The following is a 15,837-nucleotide window of genomic DNA, read 5'->3' as shown; positions in this document are numbered from 1 at the left end:
TGCTAGCGTAGACCGTCTACATTTGAAGGTGTGCGATTAGGTGTATTGGACGTGGGAAGCAATACGGTTCATCTGGTTGGCGTCGATGCCCATGCGGGCGGACACCCAACTCCGATGTCCGATTGGAAGACCACCATGCGACTTGTTGAGCACCTCGATGGTGAGGGCAACATTGATGACAAGGGTGTCCGTAAGTTAGTCAAAGCGGTCGGAGAGGCGAGGGAACTCGCCGATCAGTTGGGCTGTCAGGAGCTCATTCCTTTCGCGACGTCTGCGATCCGTTCGGCCACGAATGGGGATCAGATCATCGACCTCGTTGAGAAGGAAACTGGCGTTCACCTCGAGGTGATCTCCGGTGAAGACGAAGCTCGTCTGACGTTCTTGGCGGTACGACGTTGGTACGGCTGGTCTGCTGGGCGCATCATCAACCTAGACATCGGCGGTGGCTCCTTGGAGTTATCCACCGGAACCGACGAGACCCCAGATGCTGCTTTTTCGCTCGACTTGGGTGCGGGTCGGTTGACACACCAGTGGTTTGACACTGATCCTCCTGAGCGCAAGAAGATTAATATTCTCCGCGACTACATCGACGCGGAATTGGCGAACCCAGCGCGCGTACTGCGTGCCTCCGGCACGGCCGACTTGGCGGTGGCCACCTCGAAGACCTTCCGGACGCTGGCTCGCTTGACTGGCGCTGCACCTTCTTCCGCAGGTCCCCGGGTGACTCGTACCCTTACAGCGCCGGGTTTACGCCAGTTGATCGCGTTCATTTCGCGGATGACTGCAGCCGATCGCGCCGAGCTGGAGGGGATTAGCGCAGACCGATCGCACCAGATTGTTGCTGGTGCATTAGTCGCGGAAGCTAGCATGCGTGCACTAGGTTTGGAACAGATCCAAATTTGCCCGTGGGCATTGCGCGAAGGCGTGATTTTGCGACGGATCGATAAGGGCCTGGAATAGGAAGAGTGGTTAGATGAGTGACCAGCAGCTAACGGTTGCCGAGCTGATGGCTCGGGCCGCCAAAGAAGGCGGTCGAAGCTCCGACGCGCCGCGTCGTCGACGTCGACGCAGCTTGGAGGAAGGTGGCGTTTCGGTCGCGGAGTTTACTGGCTCTATTCCTAAGGTCACTGCGAAGCCGATCGAGGCTCGTCACACTGCCGTACCAATCGACGCACCTACGCGCACGGACATTGCTGCCCAGCAGCCGGCAAAGCCCGCTGCTGTCGAGCCGCAAACCCCTGCTAAAAATGAAGTTCAAGCTGAGGTGGTGGCCACGCAGCCGGAAGCTGCGCCAGTGGTGGAAGCCCAACCAGATGCCCTCCCAACCGGCGTGCCAATCTCGGTGGTGGACGAGTCTGACCCGGTTCGCTTAACCACGGATTCTTTCCCGGCCCAGTCAGCTGCGACGCTTGACGCGCCAGCCCCAGCGAAGCAGAAGTCTGCCCAGGACGCCGAAGAAACCACGGTGCTGCCCGTGGTAGAGCCTTCCGAGGCACAACAGGTAGCTCCGGTAATCACGAGTTCGGAAGAAGTTGTAGTCGAACCAGTTTCGGACTCTAGCGTCCGAGACGTGGTCGCAACTGATGTTGTCGAAGAGTTGGAAGAAGCTGAAGACGACAAGATCTCGCTGGTCAGCGTCGTCGTCATGGCGCTTGTGGGGGTTGCCGTAGGGGTCGGCCTGTTCATCGGATTTAAGGTGCTGTGGGCGTCGGTGGCACCGCTGTTGGTCGCTGCACTCGCCATCGCTATGACCTTGGGGCTGGTCGGCGTGGTGCATGCATTGCGCACCGAGAAGGATGGCTTGTCGATGGTTTTGGCTGGTCTTACTGGCCTTGCTGTCACTTTTGGACCGATGCTGGTGGCTCAGCTGTAACGAGCACACTGGTTCATTGCGCCCGGGCTTCGCGGATCTTCGCGAAGCCCGTTAGTGTAGGTGCATGACTAAAATCTCGATTATTGGTGGCGGGAAAATCGGCGAGGCGCTGATTTCGGGCCTGGTGAGCAGCGGGGTGAATCCAAAGGATATCCACGTGGCTAATCGACGACCCGAGCGCGGCAAAGAGCTTTTCGACGCTTATGGGATCGTCGATTACACCGATGTGACACAGGCGGTAGATGATGTCGATACGGTCTTCCTCTGCGTGAAGCCTAAGGACATTGTGTCGGTCCTGGCGGAGATGTCCGAAACACTTGACAACAACGCCCAAGACACCACGGTGATTTCCATGGCAGCTGGCATCACGTTGCGCGCCATGGAGGAAGTGGTGTCCGCAGGTACTCCGGTGGTGCGAGTCATGCCGAACACGCCGATGCTGGTGCGTTCCGGCACGCTTGCGGTCTCAGTGGGGCGCTTCGTGGGTGCTGAGGAGCTAGCGGACATCGAGGAATTGTTGCGCGCCGTCGGTGATGTTTTTGTGGTGGAGGAGTCACAGATGGACGCGGTCGTCGCAATGTCTGGTTCTTCTCCCGCTTACTATTTCTTATTCGTTGAGGCGATGATCGATGCTGGAATTAGCCTTGGCCTGCCTCGGGATTTGGCCCGGGACTTGGCTGTCAGCTCGGCTCATGGCGCTGCCTTGTTGATGAAGGAAACAGGAGAAGAGCCAAGCCTGCTGCGGGCAAATGTTTCTTCGCCCGGCGGTACGACGATCGCGGCGATTCGTGAGCTGGAGGAATCGGGGTTGCGGGGCGCGATCTATCGGGCTACGTCGAAGTGTGCCGAGCGGAATGCGCAACTCGGTGCTCCACGTCCGGCTCCAAAGCATTCGGTTCTTTCTCCGACTGCTAATGGGGAAACTGAAGACGACTAGGCCTGTTGTGGCTGGTGTGGCGAAAAATAATTTCGGATTCTTACTCAGGTCCAGTTCGGATCTACCTGGGTAAACGTCTTATTCCCATCAGTGTTATTTAAAACCTGCTGACATTTTTTAGCACTCATGTCGCAACAGTCACATGCTTCACGGTAAGCTAGGGCAAGCACTTGCGTGTCCTTTCTGTGGGAGGGGAAGCCTACAGCGCGCGGTGTGTGTGAAGGGTTGGTTTAAGTTAATGGCTAATGAAGAAAATGGCACGTTCCTGACTGTCGCGGAAGTTGCAGACATAATGCGAGTGTCAAAGATGACGGTTTACCGTCTCGTGCACTCCGGCGAGCTTCCAGCGGTACGCGTGGGCCGTTCTTTCCGCGTTCACGAGACCGCGGTTAACGAATACCTGAATTCCTCTTACTACAAGGCCATGTAAGTTTGGGGCAATCGAGTAAGCGGAATTCTGGTGCCCCTGGGGGCCTGTAGAGTGCGTCGCAATGACGGCGGACTCCACAGGCCCCCAGGTCGTTTTCCGGCCCGTTTTTTGATCCCAACGCGCTAGGCGGTAATATCTAGACCATTCGTGTCAGCGCTCCTGTGTCGCGCAACGTTTGCCATGCGTGGAATCTTTTACTCGAAGGATGATTCATGTGGCTGCGTAACGTCAGGACGAAGTGCACTCGACCGTCGTGTTTTGCGCCGGCAGTGCTGGCAGGTATGTACATACATCGTCTAGCTAAGTGAGGTAAACCCTATGGGTTCCGTTATTAAGAAGCGTCGCAAGCGCATGTCCAAGAAGAAGCACCGCAAGATGCTGCGCCGTACTCGCGTTCAGCGTCGTAAGCTCGGCAAGTAAGCTTTTTCAGCTTTCCCGAACCCCGCCTGCATCACGCAGCGCGGGGTTCGTGTCGTAGATAGCCGTTCTATGGGGTCAAGTAAAGAAAAGTGTGTCCGGTCGGGGTGTCGCCGACCGTGCGGGTGCGCTGCACAAGTGCTATGTCGTCGCTTCGGCGTAGTCCGACTACGTAGAGCAGCGTTTTTTAATGAATATAATCCCGCAGCGGTAGTCTGACTACACCGAAGGGACGACATCGAGCGGGCTAAAGGTATAAAGCTCCCAGACAGCAGTAAATACTGGCTTCAGGCCCACTACGCTGCGGAAATCACGCATCAGAGACACACTTTTCTATACTTAACCCCAGAAATGCGCCGTCAAGAGTGAGCAACTTCGAAGGAATTTCGCGGTGTTGTAGAAGCGGCGTCCGACCAAACTACTCGGCGGCAGCGGGGCGTCGATAAGCGCGCACACCAAGGATGGAAAAACCCGCGGTGACCAGCGCAGGGATGCCGAATTTTCGGACTGCTTTGCGCACGGATCGGTAGTCGCGGATCGCCCAGCCGTGCAGTGCGGCGACGCGCCGGAGCTTCGCGTCTGGGTTTACGGCGACAGCGGTGCCGACCATTGAGAGCATCGGGACGTCGTTAATGGAGTCGGAGTAGGCCGTGCACCGCGAGAGATCCAGGGACTCCACCGAGGCTAGGGCCGCCACGGCGTGGCGCTTGCCTGGGCCGTGGAGGATGTCGCCCACCAGACGGCCCGTGAACCGGCCATTTTCCACCTCTGCGACGGTGCCGAGCGCGCCGGTAAACCCGAGCCTCCGGGCGATGATCTGCGCGATCTGTACCGGGGTTGCCGATACCAGCCAGACCTGCTGTCCGGCTTGGATATGCATTTGGGCTAGTTCGCGGGTGCCGGGCCAGATTTTCTCGGCGAGGTTGGAGTCGAAAATTTCTTCGCAGAGGTCGATGAGTTCTTCCACCGAGCGACCTTTGACGAAGGCGAGGGCTTGCTGTCGGCCAGCGGCGACATCGTCGGGGTTTTCGGAGCCGGTGACGCGGAACTTGATTTGTTTCCACACCACGGGTGCGATTTCGCGCATGCGGAAGTAGCGGCGTCGAAAAAGCCCAAACGCGAAAACGATGATGGAAGCACCCTGAATGAGGGTGTTGTCGACATCAAAGAAGGCCGCCGTCCCGTGGTCTTGTGGGATGTCTGGGTCTGGGTTAGTCAGCAGTCGGCCGCCGGCTGCTTCGAAGGCGCCTGCCACGGCGTCGACACCAGAGGTGAAGTCGTGGAGTTCGAGGTCGAAAACCTCGGAAACAGCGGCTGCGACGGCAGCTTCACCTGCTGCTCGCTGGCTTTCGTCATCGACAGGTGGCAGCGCTTTTTCCTCCAAGAATCGGCGCAGGTTGCCTCGGGAGGCACTCCAGCTTGCCAGGAATTCCTCGGGCGTGGCGGCGAAGCCATCGAAGCCAGACATGCTCACGTTGTGGGACCTTTTCTTTAACTGCCTAGTTCTTTTACTGCCTAGTCGGTAGGAACAACTACGATAGTCCATCGTAAGCCACAGTGGCGGCGCTGCGCTGGGTTGTCTGGGTGGAATAGGAGGCATGAGTGCCGTGTTGGTGGAATTGATGGTGCGTGCGACGTGTGGGTCGTGCGCGCGGGTCGCCGAGCAAATCGCCCCGGTCGTTGCTGAGGCGGGCGCGGAGCTCAAGCTTGTCGACGTCGATAAGGCCGGCCTCGCCATGGAATATGGCGATCGCGTGCCGGTGGTCGTGATCGACGGTGACGAGTTCGCTTGTTGGGAAGTGGACAACGCGGAGCTCCGGGAAGAATTGGCCTTGATTGGGCATTAGGACTACGCTGAGAGGTTGAATATTTAGGCGGTGGGGTAATTCAAAAGTTTGACTTACCTGGAGTCCGTAGGAAGCGGTGAGTGATTAGCGTGAGCGTGCTGGTGGTCGGGATGTCGCACCGCTCGGCACCTGTGAAGGTGTTGGAGCAGGTCAGCATGGATGACTCGGTCCGCGACGAGACTGCGATGGCGTTGGTTGATCAACCGTCGCTGTCGGAAGCGATGATTGTGTCCACGTGCAATCGGGTGGAAGTCTACGCCGTGACCAATAGCTTCCATACGGGCGTCAACGAAGTAGTTGAGGTGCTGCATCAACGTTCGGGGGTAGATATCGATACCCTCCGCAACCATTTGTATGTCCGTTACGCTGATGCCGCCGCCGAGCACATGCTCGTGGTGGCTTCGGGCCTGGATTCGATGGTGGTTGGCGAACAGCAGATCATCGGGCAGGTTCGTACCGCATATCAACGCGCTGGTGAGCTCGGCACCGTCGGCAAGGCGCTGCACTCGCTTACCCAAGTTGCGTTGCATACCGGCAAGCGGGTGCATACCGAAACCGAGATCGATGATGCCGGGGCCTCGATGGTGAGCTACGCGGTTGATAGGGCTATCGAGTTGATGGGCTCGGTCGGCGACGCGGAGCGTCCACTCGCGGGCAAGAGCGCGTTGGTCATGGGTGCTGGTGTCATGGCTTCGCTGTCTGCTACCCACCTCGGACGCCTCGGGATCGATACTTTGATTTTTGCTAATCGCACCCGTTCGCGCGCCGAGGTACTCGCGGAGCGCTCGCGGGAGCTGGGGATTAACGCGACTGCGGTGGCGTTTGAGGAACGCGCGAGCGTGTTGGATGAGGTAGACCTGGCGATTTCGGCCACTGGCGCGGATAACTTCACGATCGCCGCCGCCGACATCCCCGCCTTAACCAAGCCGTTAATGCTGGTGGACCTTTCCCTGCCGCGAGATATCGACGACCTCGTGACAGAAAAACCCAACGTACAATTAGTCAATATTGAGCGACTCCACGAGGAACAAGGCGCGGCGACTTCCGGGGCGAGCGCGGAGGCCCGGGCAATTGTCGATCATGAGTTGACCTCCTATATTTCCGAACAGCGAGTACGCAACGTGGTGCCAGCGGTGGCGGCGTTGCGCCGGCATGCTGCTGAGGTAGTCAATATCGAGCTGGAACGGCTCACCACACGAACCCCGATGATGACGGAGTCTGACCGGGAAGAAGTCGAGCGGGCGATGCGACGGGTCGTCGATAAGCTGCTGCACAACCCCACCGTCCGGGTGAAGGAATTGGCAGTCACTTCAGGCACGGTCTCTTATGAATCGGCGCTGCAGGAGCTGTTCGGCCTCGATGAGGAACCTCGTTCGGTTGACGTGAAGGCTTCAGCGCTGCCTAAGGAAAACGTGCCAAAGGTGGCTGGATCGGTCCTGGAAACCCACCTGGATCAAGGAGCATAAGGAGCACCATGCTAAAAATCGGTACGCGCGGCTCAAAGCTCGCTACAACCCAAGCCGGCCACATCCGGGATGCGCTGATCGCAGCTGGCTACGATGCCGAGCTGACGATCATCACCACGCCGGGCGACATCAACATGTCCCCCGTAGAGCGGATCGGAGTCGGCGTGTTTACCCAAGCGCTGCGTGAGGCAATGGAACGCGGTGAATGTGACATTGCCGTGCACTCCTTCAAGGATCTCCCGACTGCCGCTGATCCGCGCTTCCACCTCGTGGTACCCGAGCGCGCGCACCCGATGGACGTGCTCATCGCCCGGGACGGGTTGACCCTCGCCGAGCTGCCCGAAGGGGCCCGCGTGGGCACCTCGGCGCCGCGACGGGTTTCTCAACTGCGGGCGAAGCGCCCTGACCTAGATATTCAACCGCTGCGTGGCAACATCGATACCCGCATGGGGAAGGTGACCACCGGCGAACTAGACGCGGTGATTCTGGCGGCAGCTGGGCTCGCACGCATCGACCAGCTAGGTCGCGCGACGGATATCTTCGATCCGGCGGAGTTCCTCCCGGCGCCTGCACAAGGCGCGTTGGCAGTGGAATGCAGAGCCGGAGACAGTGCTGTGGTCGAGGCGATCGATACTCTCGCTGACCAGGATGCCACCGCGGCTGCACAAGCTGAACGCATGGTGCTTTCCACACTCGAGGCTGGCTGCACAGCCCCGGTGGCGGCCTACGCCAGTGTCGCCGATGGGCACATTCACCTGCTAGCGGGTGTTTTTGCGCTTGACGGTAGCGAAGTGCTCCGTGAGGAGATCACTGGCCCCGTTGGGGAAGCTGCCTCCCTGGGCGCTGAGCTAGCCCGCGTATTGCTATCCCGCGGGGCCGGCGATCTGGTGGCTAGGGCTTAGGCCACACCCGCGGCTACCGGTCTGCCCGCAGGCCGGTTTGGCGAAGGCGATTTTTTCTAAAAGGCACCCCTATGCTTTAGGGTTGACCTAATGCGTGTTATGTACGCTCGAACCCGCGCTTAAGCAGGTTTGGACGCGCTGCACACCCCGATTTTCCCCGCCCGGTTACCCGACGTAACTAGAAGAGATAATTAATGAGCATGGCCCAACAGGCTGATCAACACGAGAATGTATCCGACCAGACCACCGGCACGGTGATCTTCGTCGGTGCCGGCCCCGGCAACCCCGATTTGTTGACCATCCGGGCCAGGGAAGTCTTAGCCACCACGGCTCGCGCAGTCGTTGATGCTGCGGTCTTGCGCGGCGTCCGAGACGTCGTAGGCCAGGACCTACCCGTTCCCGCCGAAAAGCAAAAGGCATTCGACGATGCCTACGAGCAGCTCTGCGCGGAGGCGAAGGCCAACGGCGCGCGCCGTCGGCCCCCAAAGCCACCAGGGCCCACCGCAGGTGAGCTTTTCGACGTCGAGCCGGGCGGGCCAGCAGCCGTCGTCAAGCAGCTGTCTGAGTTTGTTGCAACCGGCCAGGATGTCATCCGCCTGGTAGCAGGTAATCCGCTTTCCAACGATGCAGTGCTGCAGGAGATCTCTGCCGTGGCTGCCGCTGGCCTGGAGTTTCATGTCGTGCCCGGTATGTCCTTGCCAGCGACGGTGCCCTCGTTTGCTGGTATCGCCCTCGGGTCGACGTACACCGAAACGGATGTCACCAGCGGTGAGGTGGATTGGCAACAGCTCGCTCAGGCTCCGCAACCACTAGTTTTGCAAGCTGAAGCTGGCGATTTGCACACGATTTCGGCCGAGCTGCTCACCCATGGGCTGCGCGCTGACCTGCCTGCGACCGTAACGGTCAACGGCACCACCCGCTTGCAGCGCACCTATGACACCACCTTGGGGACCCTCGGCAAGATCGACGGCGAATTGCCAGGTCGGATCGTCGTGACGTTGGGCAAGGCCGTCGATTCCCGTTCCAAGTACTCCTGGTGGGAAAATCGTTCGCTCTATGGCTGGCGAGTGCTGGTGCCACGCGCGAAGGAACAAGCTGGGCCGATGTCCACGCGCTTGGCCTTGCATGGCGCGATCCCGCAGGAAGTCCCAACGATTTCCGTGGAGCCGCCACGCAACCCAGCACAAATGGAACGCGCGGTGAAGGGCATCGTGGAAGGACGCTACCAGTGGGTAGCGTTGACCAGCGTTAACGCTGTTCGGGCCCTGTGGGCGAAGGTGACGGAATTTGGGCTGGATGCGCGTTCCTTCGCTGGAGTGCATATCGCCTGCGTGGGGCATAAGACTGCGGAGGCGGTTCGCGAGCTCGGCATTACGCCGGAGCTGCTGCCGGCCGCTTCGGCGCAAAATGCCGCGGGCTTGGTGGAAGTTTTCCCTGAGTATGATGCGGAACTCGACCCGGTTGGGCGAGTGCTGCTTCCTCGGGCGGACATTGCTACTGATGTCTTGGTGGACGGCCTGATCGGCTTGGGTTGGGAAGTAGATGACATTGTCGCCTACCGCACGGTACGCGCAGCTCCACCATCGGCCGAGGTCCGCGACATGATCAAGACCGGCGGGTTTGATGCGGTGTGCTTCACCTCCTCATCAACGGTGACCAATCTTGTAGGGATTGCCGGAAAGCCGCATCAACGCACCATCATCGCCTGCATTGGCCCGATGGCAGCTGCTACCGCGAAGGAACTTGGGCTTAGGGTGGACGTGGTGCCGGAGGTAGCTGGCGTCACCGAGCTGGTCGACGCACTCGCGGAACACGTAGCCGGTCTGCGGGCCAGCGGGCAGTTGCCACCGCCTCGGAAGAAGCGTCGTGCTCGTCGCGGGACGGCAAAGGCAGCCGAAACCGGCGTAGCATCGAACGCTGTGGCAGGGCCTGCTGCCGAGGACAGCAACTAGAGGACAGCAACTAACAGAAGCAAATTTTCTAGGAGGACAATATGGCAGATATCCAGCACACTCCGATCCCGGTGCGCCGTCCTCGACGCTTGCGGACTAACCCAGCGATGCGTGCGCTCGTTGCCGAAAACACGTTGCGCCCGGCAGACCTGATTCTGCCGATGTTCATCGCCGATGGGCTCGAACAGCCCAACCCTATAGCTTCGATGCCCGGCGTTGTGCAGCACACGTTAGACTCCTTGCTGGAAGCGGTGCGTGAGGCCAAAGATCTTGGCATTAAGTGCATTGACCTGTTCGGCGTGCCAAAAGATGCTGATAAGGATGCGGAAGGGTCGCAGGCTTGGGCTAAAGATGGTGTCCTTAACCGCGCCATCGCCGCCGTGCGGGCTGAGTTCGGCGACGAGATCCTGGTTATGGCCGATACCTGCCTGGATGAATTTACTTCCCATGGCCACTGTGGTGTGCTCGCGGAGGACCACCACGGCAACGTAGTGGTGGATAATGACGCCACTCTGGAGCGCTATTGCTTGATGGCTGTCGCACAAGCTCAGGCGGGCGCGCATATTGTGTCCCCGTCCGGGATGATGGATGGCCAAATCATTGCGATCCGCGAAGCCCTTGACGAAGCCGGCTTTAGCGACGTGGCGATCATGGCCTACTCCGCTAAGTATGCCTCCGCTTTCTATGGGCCGTTCCGTGACGCCGTCGGCTCCTCCCTCGAAGGCGACCGTCGTACCTACCAGCAGGATCCTGCAAATTTCCGCGAGTCCTTATTGGAGGTGGAGCTCGACATCGCTGAGGGCGCGGACTTCGTGATGGTCAAGCCAGCACTGCCATATCTGGATGTGCTGCGTGCCGTGGCAGAGCTTTCCGACGTCCCAGTGGCTGCCTATCAAGTCTCCGGCGAGTATGCGATGATTCAGGCGGCAGCCGCGAACGGTTGGGTGGATGGCCAGGCCGTGATGATGGAATCGTTGTTGTCTATCAAGCGTGCTGGCGCGGACCAGATTCTGACCTATTTCGCCGTCGAAGCGGCTCGCTTGTTGCGGGCGGAATTCGCCTAGACACACGGCGAGATACCCCTTTCCCTACGAGAAAAGGTAGCGAGAACCAGTGACTTCCCTTGGCCCTTCTGGGCATTCCGCCCGCGGTGCGTTGGCGCCGAAACCCGTGACCAATCCGGGTGAGGCTCCCGAGTCGGTCATGTTGGCTTTCCGATTGTGGCTGGTGGTAGTGGCAGTGGAGTGCTTGCATCAGGTGATGAACATCGTCATCGGCGTCTTGGACCCCTCTGAGCTGAAGCAGCAGGCGCACGAGTCGATGTCTGGTTTCCCAGGGATGAACCCGACCGAGCAGCAGTTCAACTTCGCGGTGTACTTTTCATTGGTGCTTTCCGGCCTCATCGCTATGTCCATCATGGGGATTGTGGCCTACGGCGCCTACCGCTTACGCAACCGAAAGCGCTTTGCGGAAAACATGCGCCGAATGTTGCTGTTCTTCGGCATCTACCTAGCGATGCGCGGTTTGATGGCATTCCTGTTGGTGCCACAGGGGTCGGTTCCCATCGGGGTGGTGCTTTTCGACGGCGTGCTCATCATCATCGTGGCGATTGCCGCTACCCTAGCTGCGATTTTGGGCTCCAAGCCGGAGTCGGTGGAATGGGCGCGCAGTGCCAGCACCGCAGCCTAGATTGTGCTTCAATTAGCACTTTTGCGCGCTTCCTAGGACACTAGATAACCATGACCAACATGTTTCCTACGATGTATCGTGGCGGGCAGGATCCCGACGATCACCGTTCGCACTCCGATCATGACGTTGCGCGTCCCCCGACTGCGCTGCGTTGGGGGTACTTGTTGATGCTAGCTTCCACCATGTTCATGCTGGTGGCAGGGCTGATCATCGCGACCGCCGGCTACACCGGTGATCCGAATGTAGATCCGCGTTTCGCGGAAGCTGTGGTGCTTAACCAGCGGATCGTGGGAATCTGCAATATCGTCGCAGCGATGGTTTTGGTGTTGCTGAGCGTGCAGGTGCGCAATGGTGCCCGCAAGGTACGTCCGTGGGTGGTTGGCGTCGTAGTGCTGGTGGTCCTGGTTGACATGATTGCGTTTTTGATCAAGGCCGGCGGTTTTGCCGTGGCGCTGATCCCGGTAATGCTGGCCACCTCCGCAGTGCTTTTGTACCGCGATAGCGTGACCCTGCACCTGGATTATCTTTCGGAGCGGCGCTGATGCAAGATACTGATCAGCCACTTCCGGAGGTCCCTTCTAAACTGCGTCGTTCTGAGCAGCAGATGGAGTCGGCCATCGCGGCTGCAAAGGAGGCCGCGAAGCAAGCCGGAGTGACGGGGACTGGTGATAGTGAAGAATCACCGCAGCTCAGGTTGGCGCGTCGAAAAGGCGGGGCCTATACCTCCTTCACGCTGGAGTTGGAAGGCCTGCGCTCGGCGGTCGACGTCAAGGCGATTGAGGCGGAGTTGCAATCGCTCAAAGGGGTGAAAGCCTCAGTGGTCTATGAGTCGCAGACCGCGTGGGTGACCGCTCCGGACGATGTGAATCCCGACCAGATCGCGGAAGTGTTCGCCGCTCATGGGGTGAAGGCCTTTTTGACCCATGCTTCGCTGCGGCGTCGAGCTGAACGCTTTGAACAGCAGGCTCGGACGGTGGCCCCGACGCGGAAGCGAAAGATGCCCGGGCTGCGACGGGGGAGTGCACAGGCTAGGCGGCGTCGTGAAGCATTGCAGCGGGATGAGCAGCTGGCGAGGGCGTCTGGCTGGTTGGGCAGTGCGGCGCTGCGGGAGCGTCGGGATGAAGACTCAACCAACGTGTTGTTTACTGCCCGGGAGCTGCTCACCCGGAAGCGGCTCATTGTGAGCGCGCTGCTGAGCTTGCCGGTGTTCTTGTTGTGCTACATTCCTGCTTTGCAGTTTCCGTACTGGCAGTGGGTGTGTGCGACGCTCGCGACGCCGGTGGTTACGTGGGGTGCCTATCCCTTCCACCGCGCGCTGGCTGCCGGTTTGCGTCGTGGTATGTCGGCACTGGATGCGGCCAGTTCGGTGGCCGTGCTGTCGGCCTATATCTGGTCGTTGGTGTTGTTGTGTTTCACCCCGGCGGGAGCGCCCGGTTGGCGATTTGCCCCCCAGTGGCTGGCGTACAACTACGCGTCGATGTCGAGCGGCGAGCTGTTTCTCGATGTCGCCTGCGGGGTGACCGTGTTCATGTTGTTCGGTGGGTTGTTCATTCGACGGTCGCGCCGGGGCTTGCTCGACGACGCCGCGTCGGCTCGCCGGGACTATATGACCTCGGTGACGGTGGTTCGTAAGGATCCGGCGACGGCGAAGAGCGTTCACGTGGACATTCCGCTGCAGGAAATCCGCGAGGGCGACGACATCATCGTGCCCGGTGGCTACAAGATCCCGGTGGATGGCCGAGTCATCGGTGGTGCCGCTGAAATTCTACCTGGCCTGTTCTCTCACTATCAGGGGGGAGTCCAGCAGGCGAAGGTGAATTCGATCGTTCATGCGGGGGGTCTGATCAAGGGCGGGCCGCTGAAGATTCGCGTGATGAAGACCGGCTCGCAAACCCGGATGGCGGCGATCTATCGCTGGATCGCCGATGCGACCAACTCACAAAACCGCTCGGAGCTCTTGGCCACCAAGACGGCTTCGATCTTGGTCCCGTGGGCATTAGGGATCGCTGCGGTGGATTTCGTGCTGTGGTGGCTGATCACCGGCAACATCAACTCGGCCACTGCGAGCGCGCTGGCGATTCTCGCGGGCGTCGGGCCGGTAGCGCTGGCGCTCTCCACTCAAGTGGCGATGCGCCTCGGAGTGGAGCAGACGGCCCGGAAGGGAATGCTGCTGCGCGACGCCGAGAAAATTCGGGAGCTCGACGAGGTGGACACCGTGGTGTTCAACCGGGTGGGGACGCTGTCCAAGCCCGACATGATGGTGGCCACCCTCACCGCAGCCGACGGCGAAAACGCCGAGCTGGTGATGCGCGTGGCGGGTGCGTTGTCGATGGAGAGCGAGCATCCGGTGGGCAAGGCGCTGGTACGGGCTTCCCGTGAGGCCCGTGACTCCGGAGCCGGCGGCGATGAAATTCCGCACTGGATTGAGGTCTCGCATCCGCGGATGACGGAATCTGGTGACCTCGTGGGCAGCATCGAAGTCCCCATGAAGAACTCCGACGGTGAAATCGAGTTGCGCCAAACAGAGGCGAAGCTCGTCCGACCGCGGGATCTGTCCGGGTTGCCATCGCGGCTGGCCACCGCTGCGGTTGGCGGAGGCGTGCCCATCGTGGTGAGTTGGAAGGGCAAACCACGGGGCGTGATCACCTTGACGTATGACAGCAAGGACGATGCGGTTGATGCGATCCAGCAGTTGGAGAGCATGGACCTAGAAACGATCATGCTCACCCGGGACATGTACCCGGTGGCCCGTCGGTTCGCTGATCGGCTCGGTATGTCGAAAGTCCTGGCAGGCATCGCACTGGGACGTAAAGCGATGGCGGTGCGTGGCGTGCACACTCAGGGCGCTACCGTCGCCATGGTCGGTGGGCTGAGCGTGCGGGAGTGTCTGCGCGTCGCCGATGTCGGGATCCTCATGGAGCCCGAGTTCCATCTCGATATCGACGAAGCCGATGTTGTGCTGCTGCGCGAAGATGTCTCGGTCATCCCCGAGCTCATGACCCTGTCCAAGCGAGTGTCCGCGCTGGTAGACCGTAATATCTGGTTCTCTTGGGCCTACAACGCCCTGGTGATTTCCGCGGCGGTCGCAGGCGTGCTTCACCCCATGGCCGCCACCCTATTGACCATTGGTTTTACCCTGTTCATCGAGGCGCGTTCCAACGCGGTCCGCAAGTTCTGATCGACTCGCCAAAACCCGGTTTACCCTTAGATTTCAAGTTGAGGCATGATAGTGGGCATGACTGCTATTTCTTCGCCAAAGCGTCGCGCCCTTATCGACGCCCCGCTTCTCGACGCCGCTACCGGCAAAACCCCTCGACGCACCCCAGTGTGGTTCATGCGCCAAGCGGGCCGTAGCCTGCCAGAGTACCGCGCTGCCCGCGAAGGAATTCCCATGCTGGATTCTTGCTTCATGCCGGAATTGCTGGCGGAGATCACCTTGCAGCCGGTGCGTCGCCATGATGTCGATGCCGCGATCTTGTTCTCCGACATCGTGGTGCCGTTGAAGGCAGCTGGTCTCGATATCGATATTGTGCCGGGGCGAGGGCCGGTGCTTGCCGACCCGATTCGTACCGCGGCGGACGTCGATAAGCTGCCGGTGCTCGAGGGGGAAGTGCCGGAGGTGCTGAAAGGCATTGGCATTATTCTGGCGGAGTTGCAGCCACACCAGGCGCTGATTGGTTTTGCTGGCGCGCCATTTACGCTGGCAAGCTACCTCGTGGAGGGCGGGCCGAGTAAGAACCACGAGAAGACCAAGGCCATGATGCATGCTGAGCCACAGGTGTGGCACAAGTTGATGCAGCGGCTGACTCCGACGATCAAGACGTGGTTGGCGTCGCAAATTGATGCTGGGATCGATGCGATGCAGTTGTTCGACTCCTGGGCCGGCTTCCTGACCGAGCGGGACTACCGCGAGTTCGTGCTGCCTTATTCCACCGAGATCCTGGCGGAAACCCCGGGGATTACGGAAATTCCGCGCATCCACTTCGGCGTGGGCACCGGTGAGCTGCTCGGCGCCATGAGCGAAGCAGGTTCGGACGTCATGGGCGTGGACTGGCGCGTGCCTCTGGACCAGGCCGCGCAGCGGATCCATGCAGCCTCGGGCGCGAAGGTGCTGCAGGGCAACTTGGATCCCGCGATACTCTTCGCAGGAAATGACGTGGTGCGCGAAGAGACCCGACGAATCAAGACAGAGGCTGCCGCTGCCATCGACGCAGGCCACGCCACGGGCCACATCTTCAACCTGGGGCATGGCGTGCTGCCGAACACCCCGGCAGAAGCCATCACTGAAGCCGTTGCCATCATTCACGAAAGCTAGGTCAACAGA

15 protein-coding genes are annotated in these 15,837 nt (G+C 60.1%); 14 read left to right on the top strand and 1 reads right to left on the bottom strand.

The features are described from left to right. Nucleotides 1-30: 30 nt before the first annotated feature. From CEPID_RS10780 to CEPID_RS12975, 5 genes are all read left to right on the top strand, one after another. A complete protein-coding gene (locus tag CEPID_RS10780; protein ID WP_047240959.1) occupies nt 31-960 on the top strand; it encodes a Ppx/GppA phosphatase family protein in 930 nt (309 codons plus the stop codon). A gap of 13 nt (nt 961-973) precedes the next feature. Next, nucleotides 974-1,873 carry a hypothetical protein gene (locus CEPID_RS10775; protein ID WP_047240958.1) on the top strand — a complete coding sequence of 300 codons (900 nt, stop codon included), beginning with the start codon at nt 974-976 and terminating at the stop codon, nt 1,871-1,873. Nucleotides 1,874-1,937: 64 nt separating this feature from the next. Further along, nucleotides 1,938-2,810, top strand: coding sequence for a pyrroline-5-carboxylate reductase (gene proC / locus CEPID_RS10770; protein ID WP_083984453.1), 873 nt, complete (start codon nt 1,938-1,940; stop codon nt 2,808-2,810). Between the two features lie 238 nt (nt 2,811-3,048). Beyond that, nucleotides 3,049-3,240: a helix-turn-helix domain-containing protein gene (locus tag CEPID_RS10765; protein ID WP_047240957.1), complete on the top strand. Its 192-nt coding sequence runs from the start codon at nt 3,049-3,051 to the stop codon at nt 3,238-3,240. Between the two features lie 318 nt (nt 3,241-3,558). Next, the gene (locus tag CEPID_RS12975; RefSeq protein ID WP_003855542.1) at nt 3,559-3,660 is read left to right on the top strand and encodes a 30S ribosomal protein bS22; all 102 of its coding nucleotides are present in this window, start codon (nt 3,559-3,561) and stop codon (nt 3,658-3,660) included. Nucleotides 3,661-4,075: 415 nt separating this feature from the next. Here the strand turns inward: CEPID_RS12975 and CEPID_RS10760 are convergent, their stop codons facing one another. Beyond that, a complete protein-coding gene (locus CEPID_RS10760; RefSeq protein WP_047240956.1) occupies nt 4,076-5,125 on the bottom strand; it encodes an HAD-IB family hydrolase in 1,050 nt (349 codons plus the stop codon). Nucleotides 5,126-5,255: 130 nt separating this feature from the next. Here CEPID_RS10760 and CEPID_RS10755 point away from each other — a divergent pair, with 130 nt between their 5' ends. The 9 genes from CEPID_RS10755 (at nt 5,256) to hemE (ending at nt 15,828) form a co-directional block, all read left to right on the top strand. Beyond that, a complete protein-coding gene (locus CEPID_RS10755; protein WP_047240955.1) occupies nt 5,256-5,504 on the top strand; it encodes a glutaredoxin family protein in 249 nt (82 codons plus the stop codon). Between the two features lie 89 nt (nt 5,505-5,593). Continuing rightward, a complete protein-coding gene (locus CEPID_RS10750) occupies nt 5,594-6,970 on the top strand; it encodes a glutamyl-tRNA reductase (RefSeq protein ID WP_047241532.1) in 1,377 nt (458 codons plus the stop codon). 8 nt (nt 6,971-6,978) lie between these two features. After that, a complete protein-coding gene (gene hemC / locus CEPID_RS10745) occupies nt 6,979-7,872 on the top strand; it encodes a hydroxymethylbilane synthase (RefSeq protein WP_047240954.1) in 894 nt (297 codons plus the stop codon). Nucleotides 7,873-8,072: 200 nt separating this feature from the next. Continuing rightward, a complete protein-coding gene (locus CEPID_RS10740; RefSeq protein ID WP_144413518.1) occupies nt 8,073-9,824 on the top strand; it encodes a bifunctional uroporphyrinogen-III C-methyltransferase/uroporphyrinogen-III synthase in 1,752 nt (583 codons plus the stop codon). A gap of 41 nt (nt 9,825-9,865) precedes the next feature. Beyond that, nucleotides 9,866-10,888 carry a porphobilinogen synthase gene (hemB, locus tag CEPID_RS10735; RefSeq protein WP_047240952.1) on the top strand — a complete coding sequence of 341 codons (1,023 nt, stop codon included), beginning with the start codon at nt 9,866-9,868 and terminating at the stop codon, nt 10,886-10,888. A gap of 49 nt (nt 10,889-10,937) precedes the next feature. Further along, on the top strand, nt 10,938-11,513 hold the full coding sequence (locus CEPID_RS10730; RefSeq protein WP_047240951.1) for a hypothetical protein: 576 nt from the start codon (nt 10,938-10,940) through the stop codon (nt 11,511-11,513). A gap of 50 nt (nt 11,514-11,563) precedes the next feature. Next, entirely contained in the window at nt 11,564-12,055 is a 492-nt protein-coding gene (locus CEPID_RS10725) for a hypothetical protein (RefSeq protein ID WP_047240950.1), read from the top strand. Beyond that, entirely contained in the window at nt 12,055-14,691 is a 2,637-nt protein-coding gene (locus tag CEPID_RS10720) for a heavy metal translocating P-type ATPase (RefSeq protein WP_083984452.1), read from the top strand. The genes CEPID_RS10725 and CEPID_RS10720 overlap by 1 nt, the downstream gene beginning before the upstream one ends. Before the next feature lie 57 nt (nt 14,692-14,748). Next, nucleotides 14,749-15,828, top strand: coding sequence for a uroporphyrinogen decarboxylase (hemE, locus tag CEPID_RS10715; protein ID WP_047240949.1), 1,080 nt, complete (start codon nt 14,749-14,751; stop codon nt 15,826-15,828). Nucleotides 15,829-15,837 lie beyond the last annotated feature (9 nt).

The organism is Corynebacterium epidermidicanis (assembly GCF_001021025.1).
Lineage (GTDB): Bacteria > Actinomycetota > Actinomycetes > Mycobacteriales > Mycobacteriaceae > Corynebacterium > Corynebacterium epidermidicanis.
Note: the sequence above shows the minus strand (reverse complement) of the source record. Positions and strands in the feature narration are given on the sequence as shown.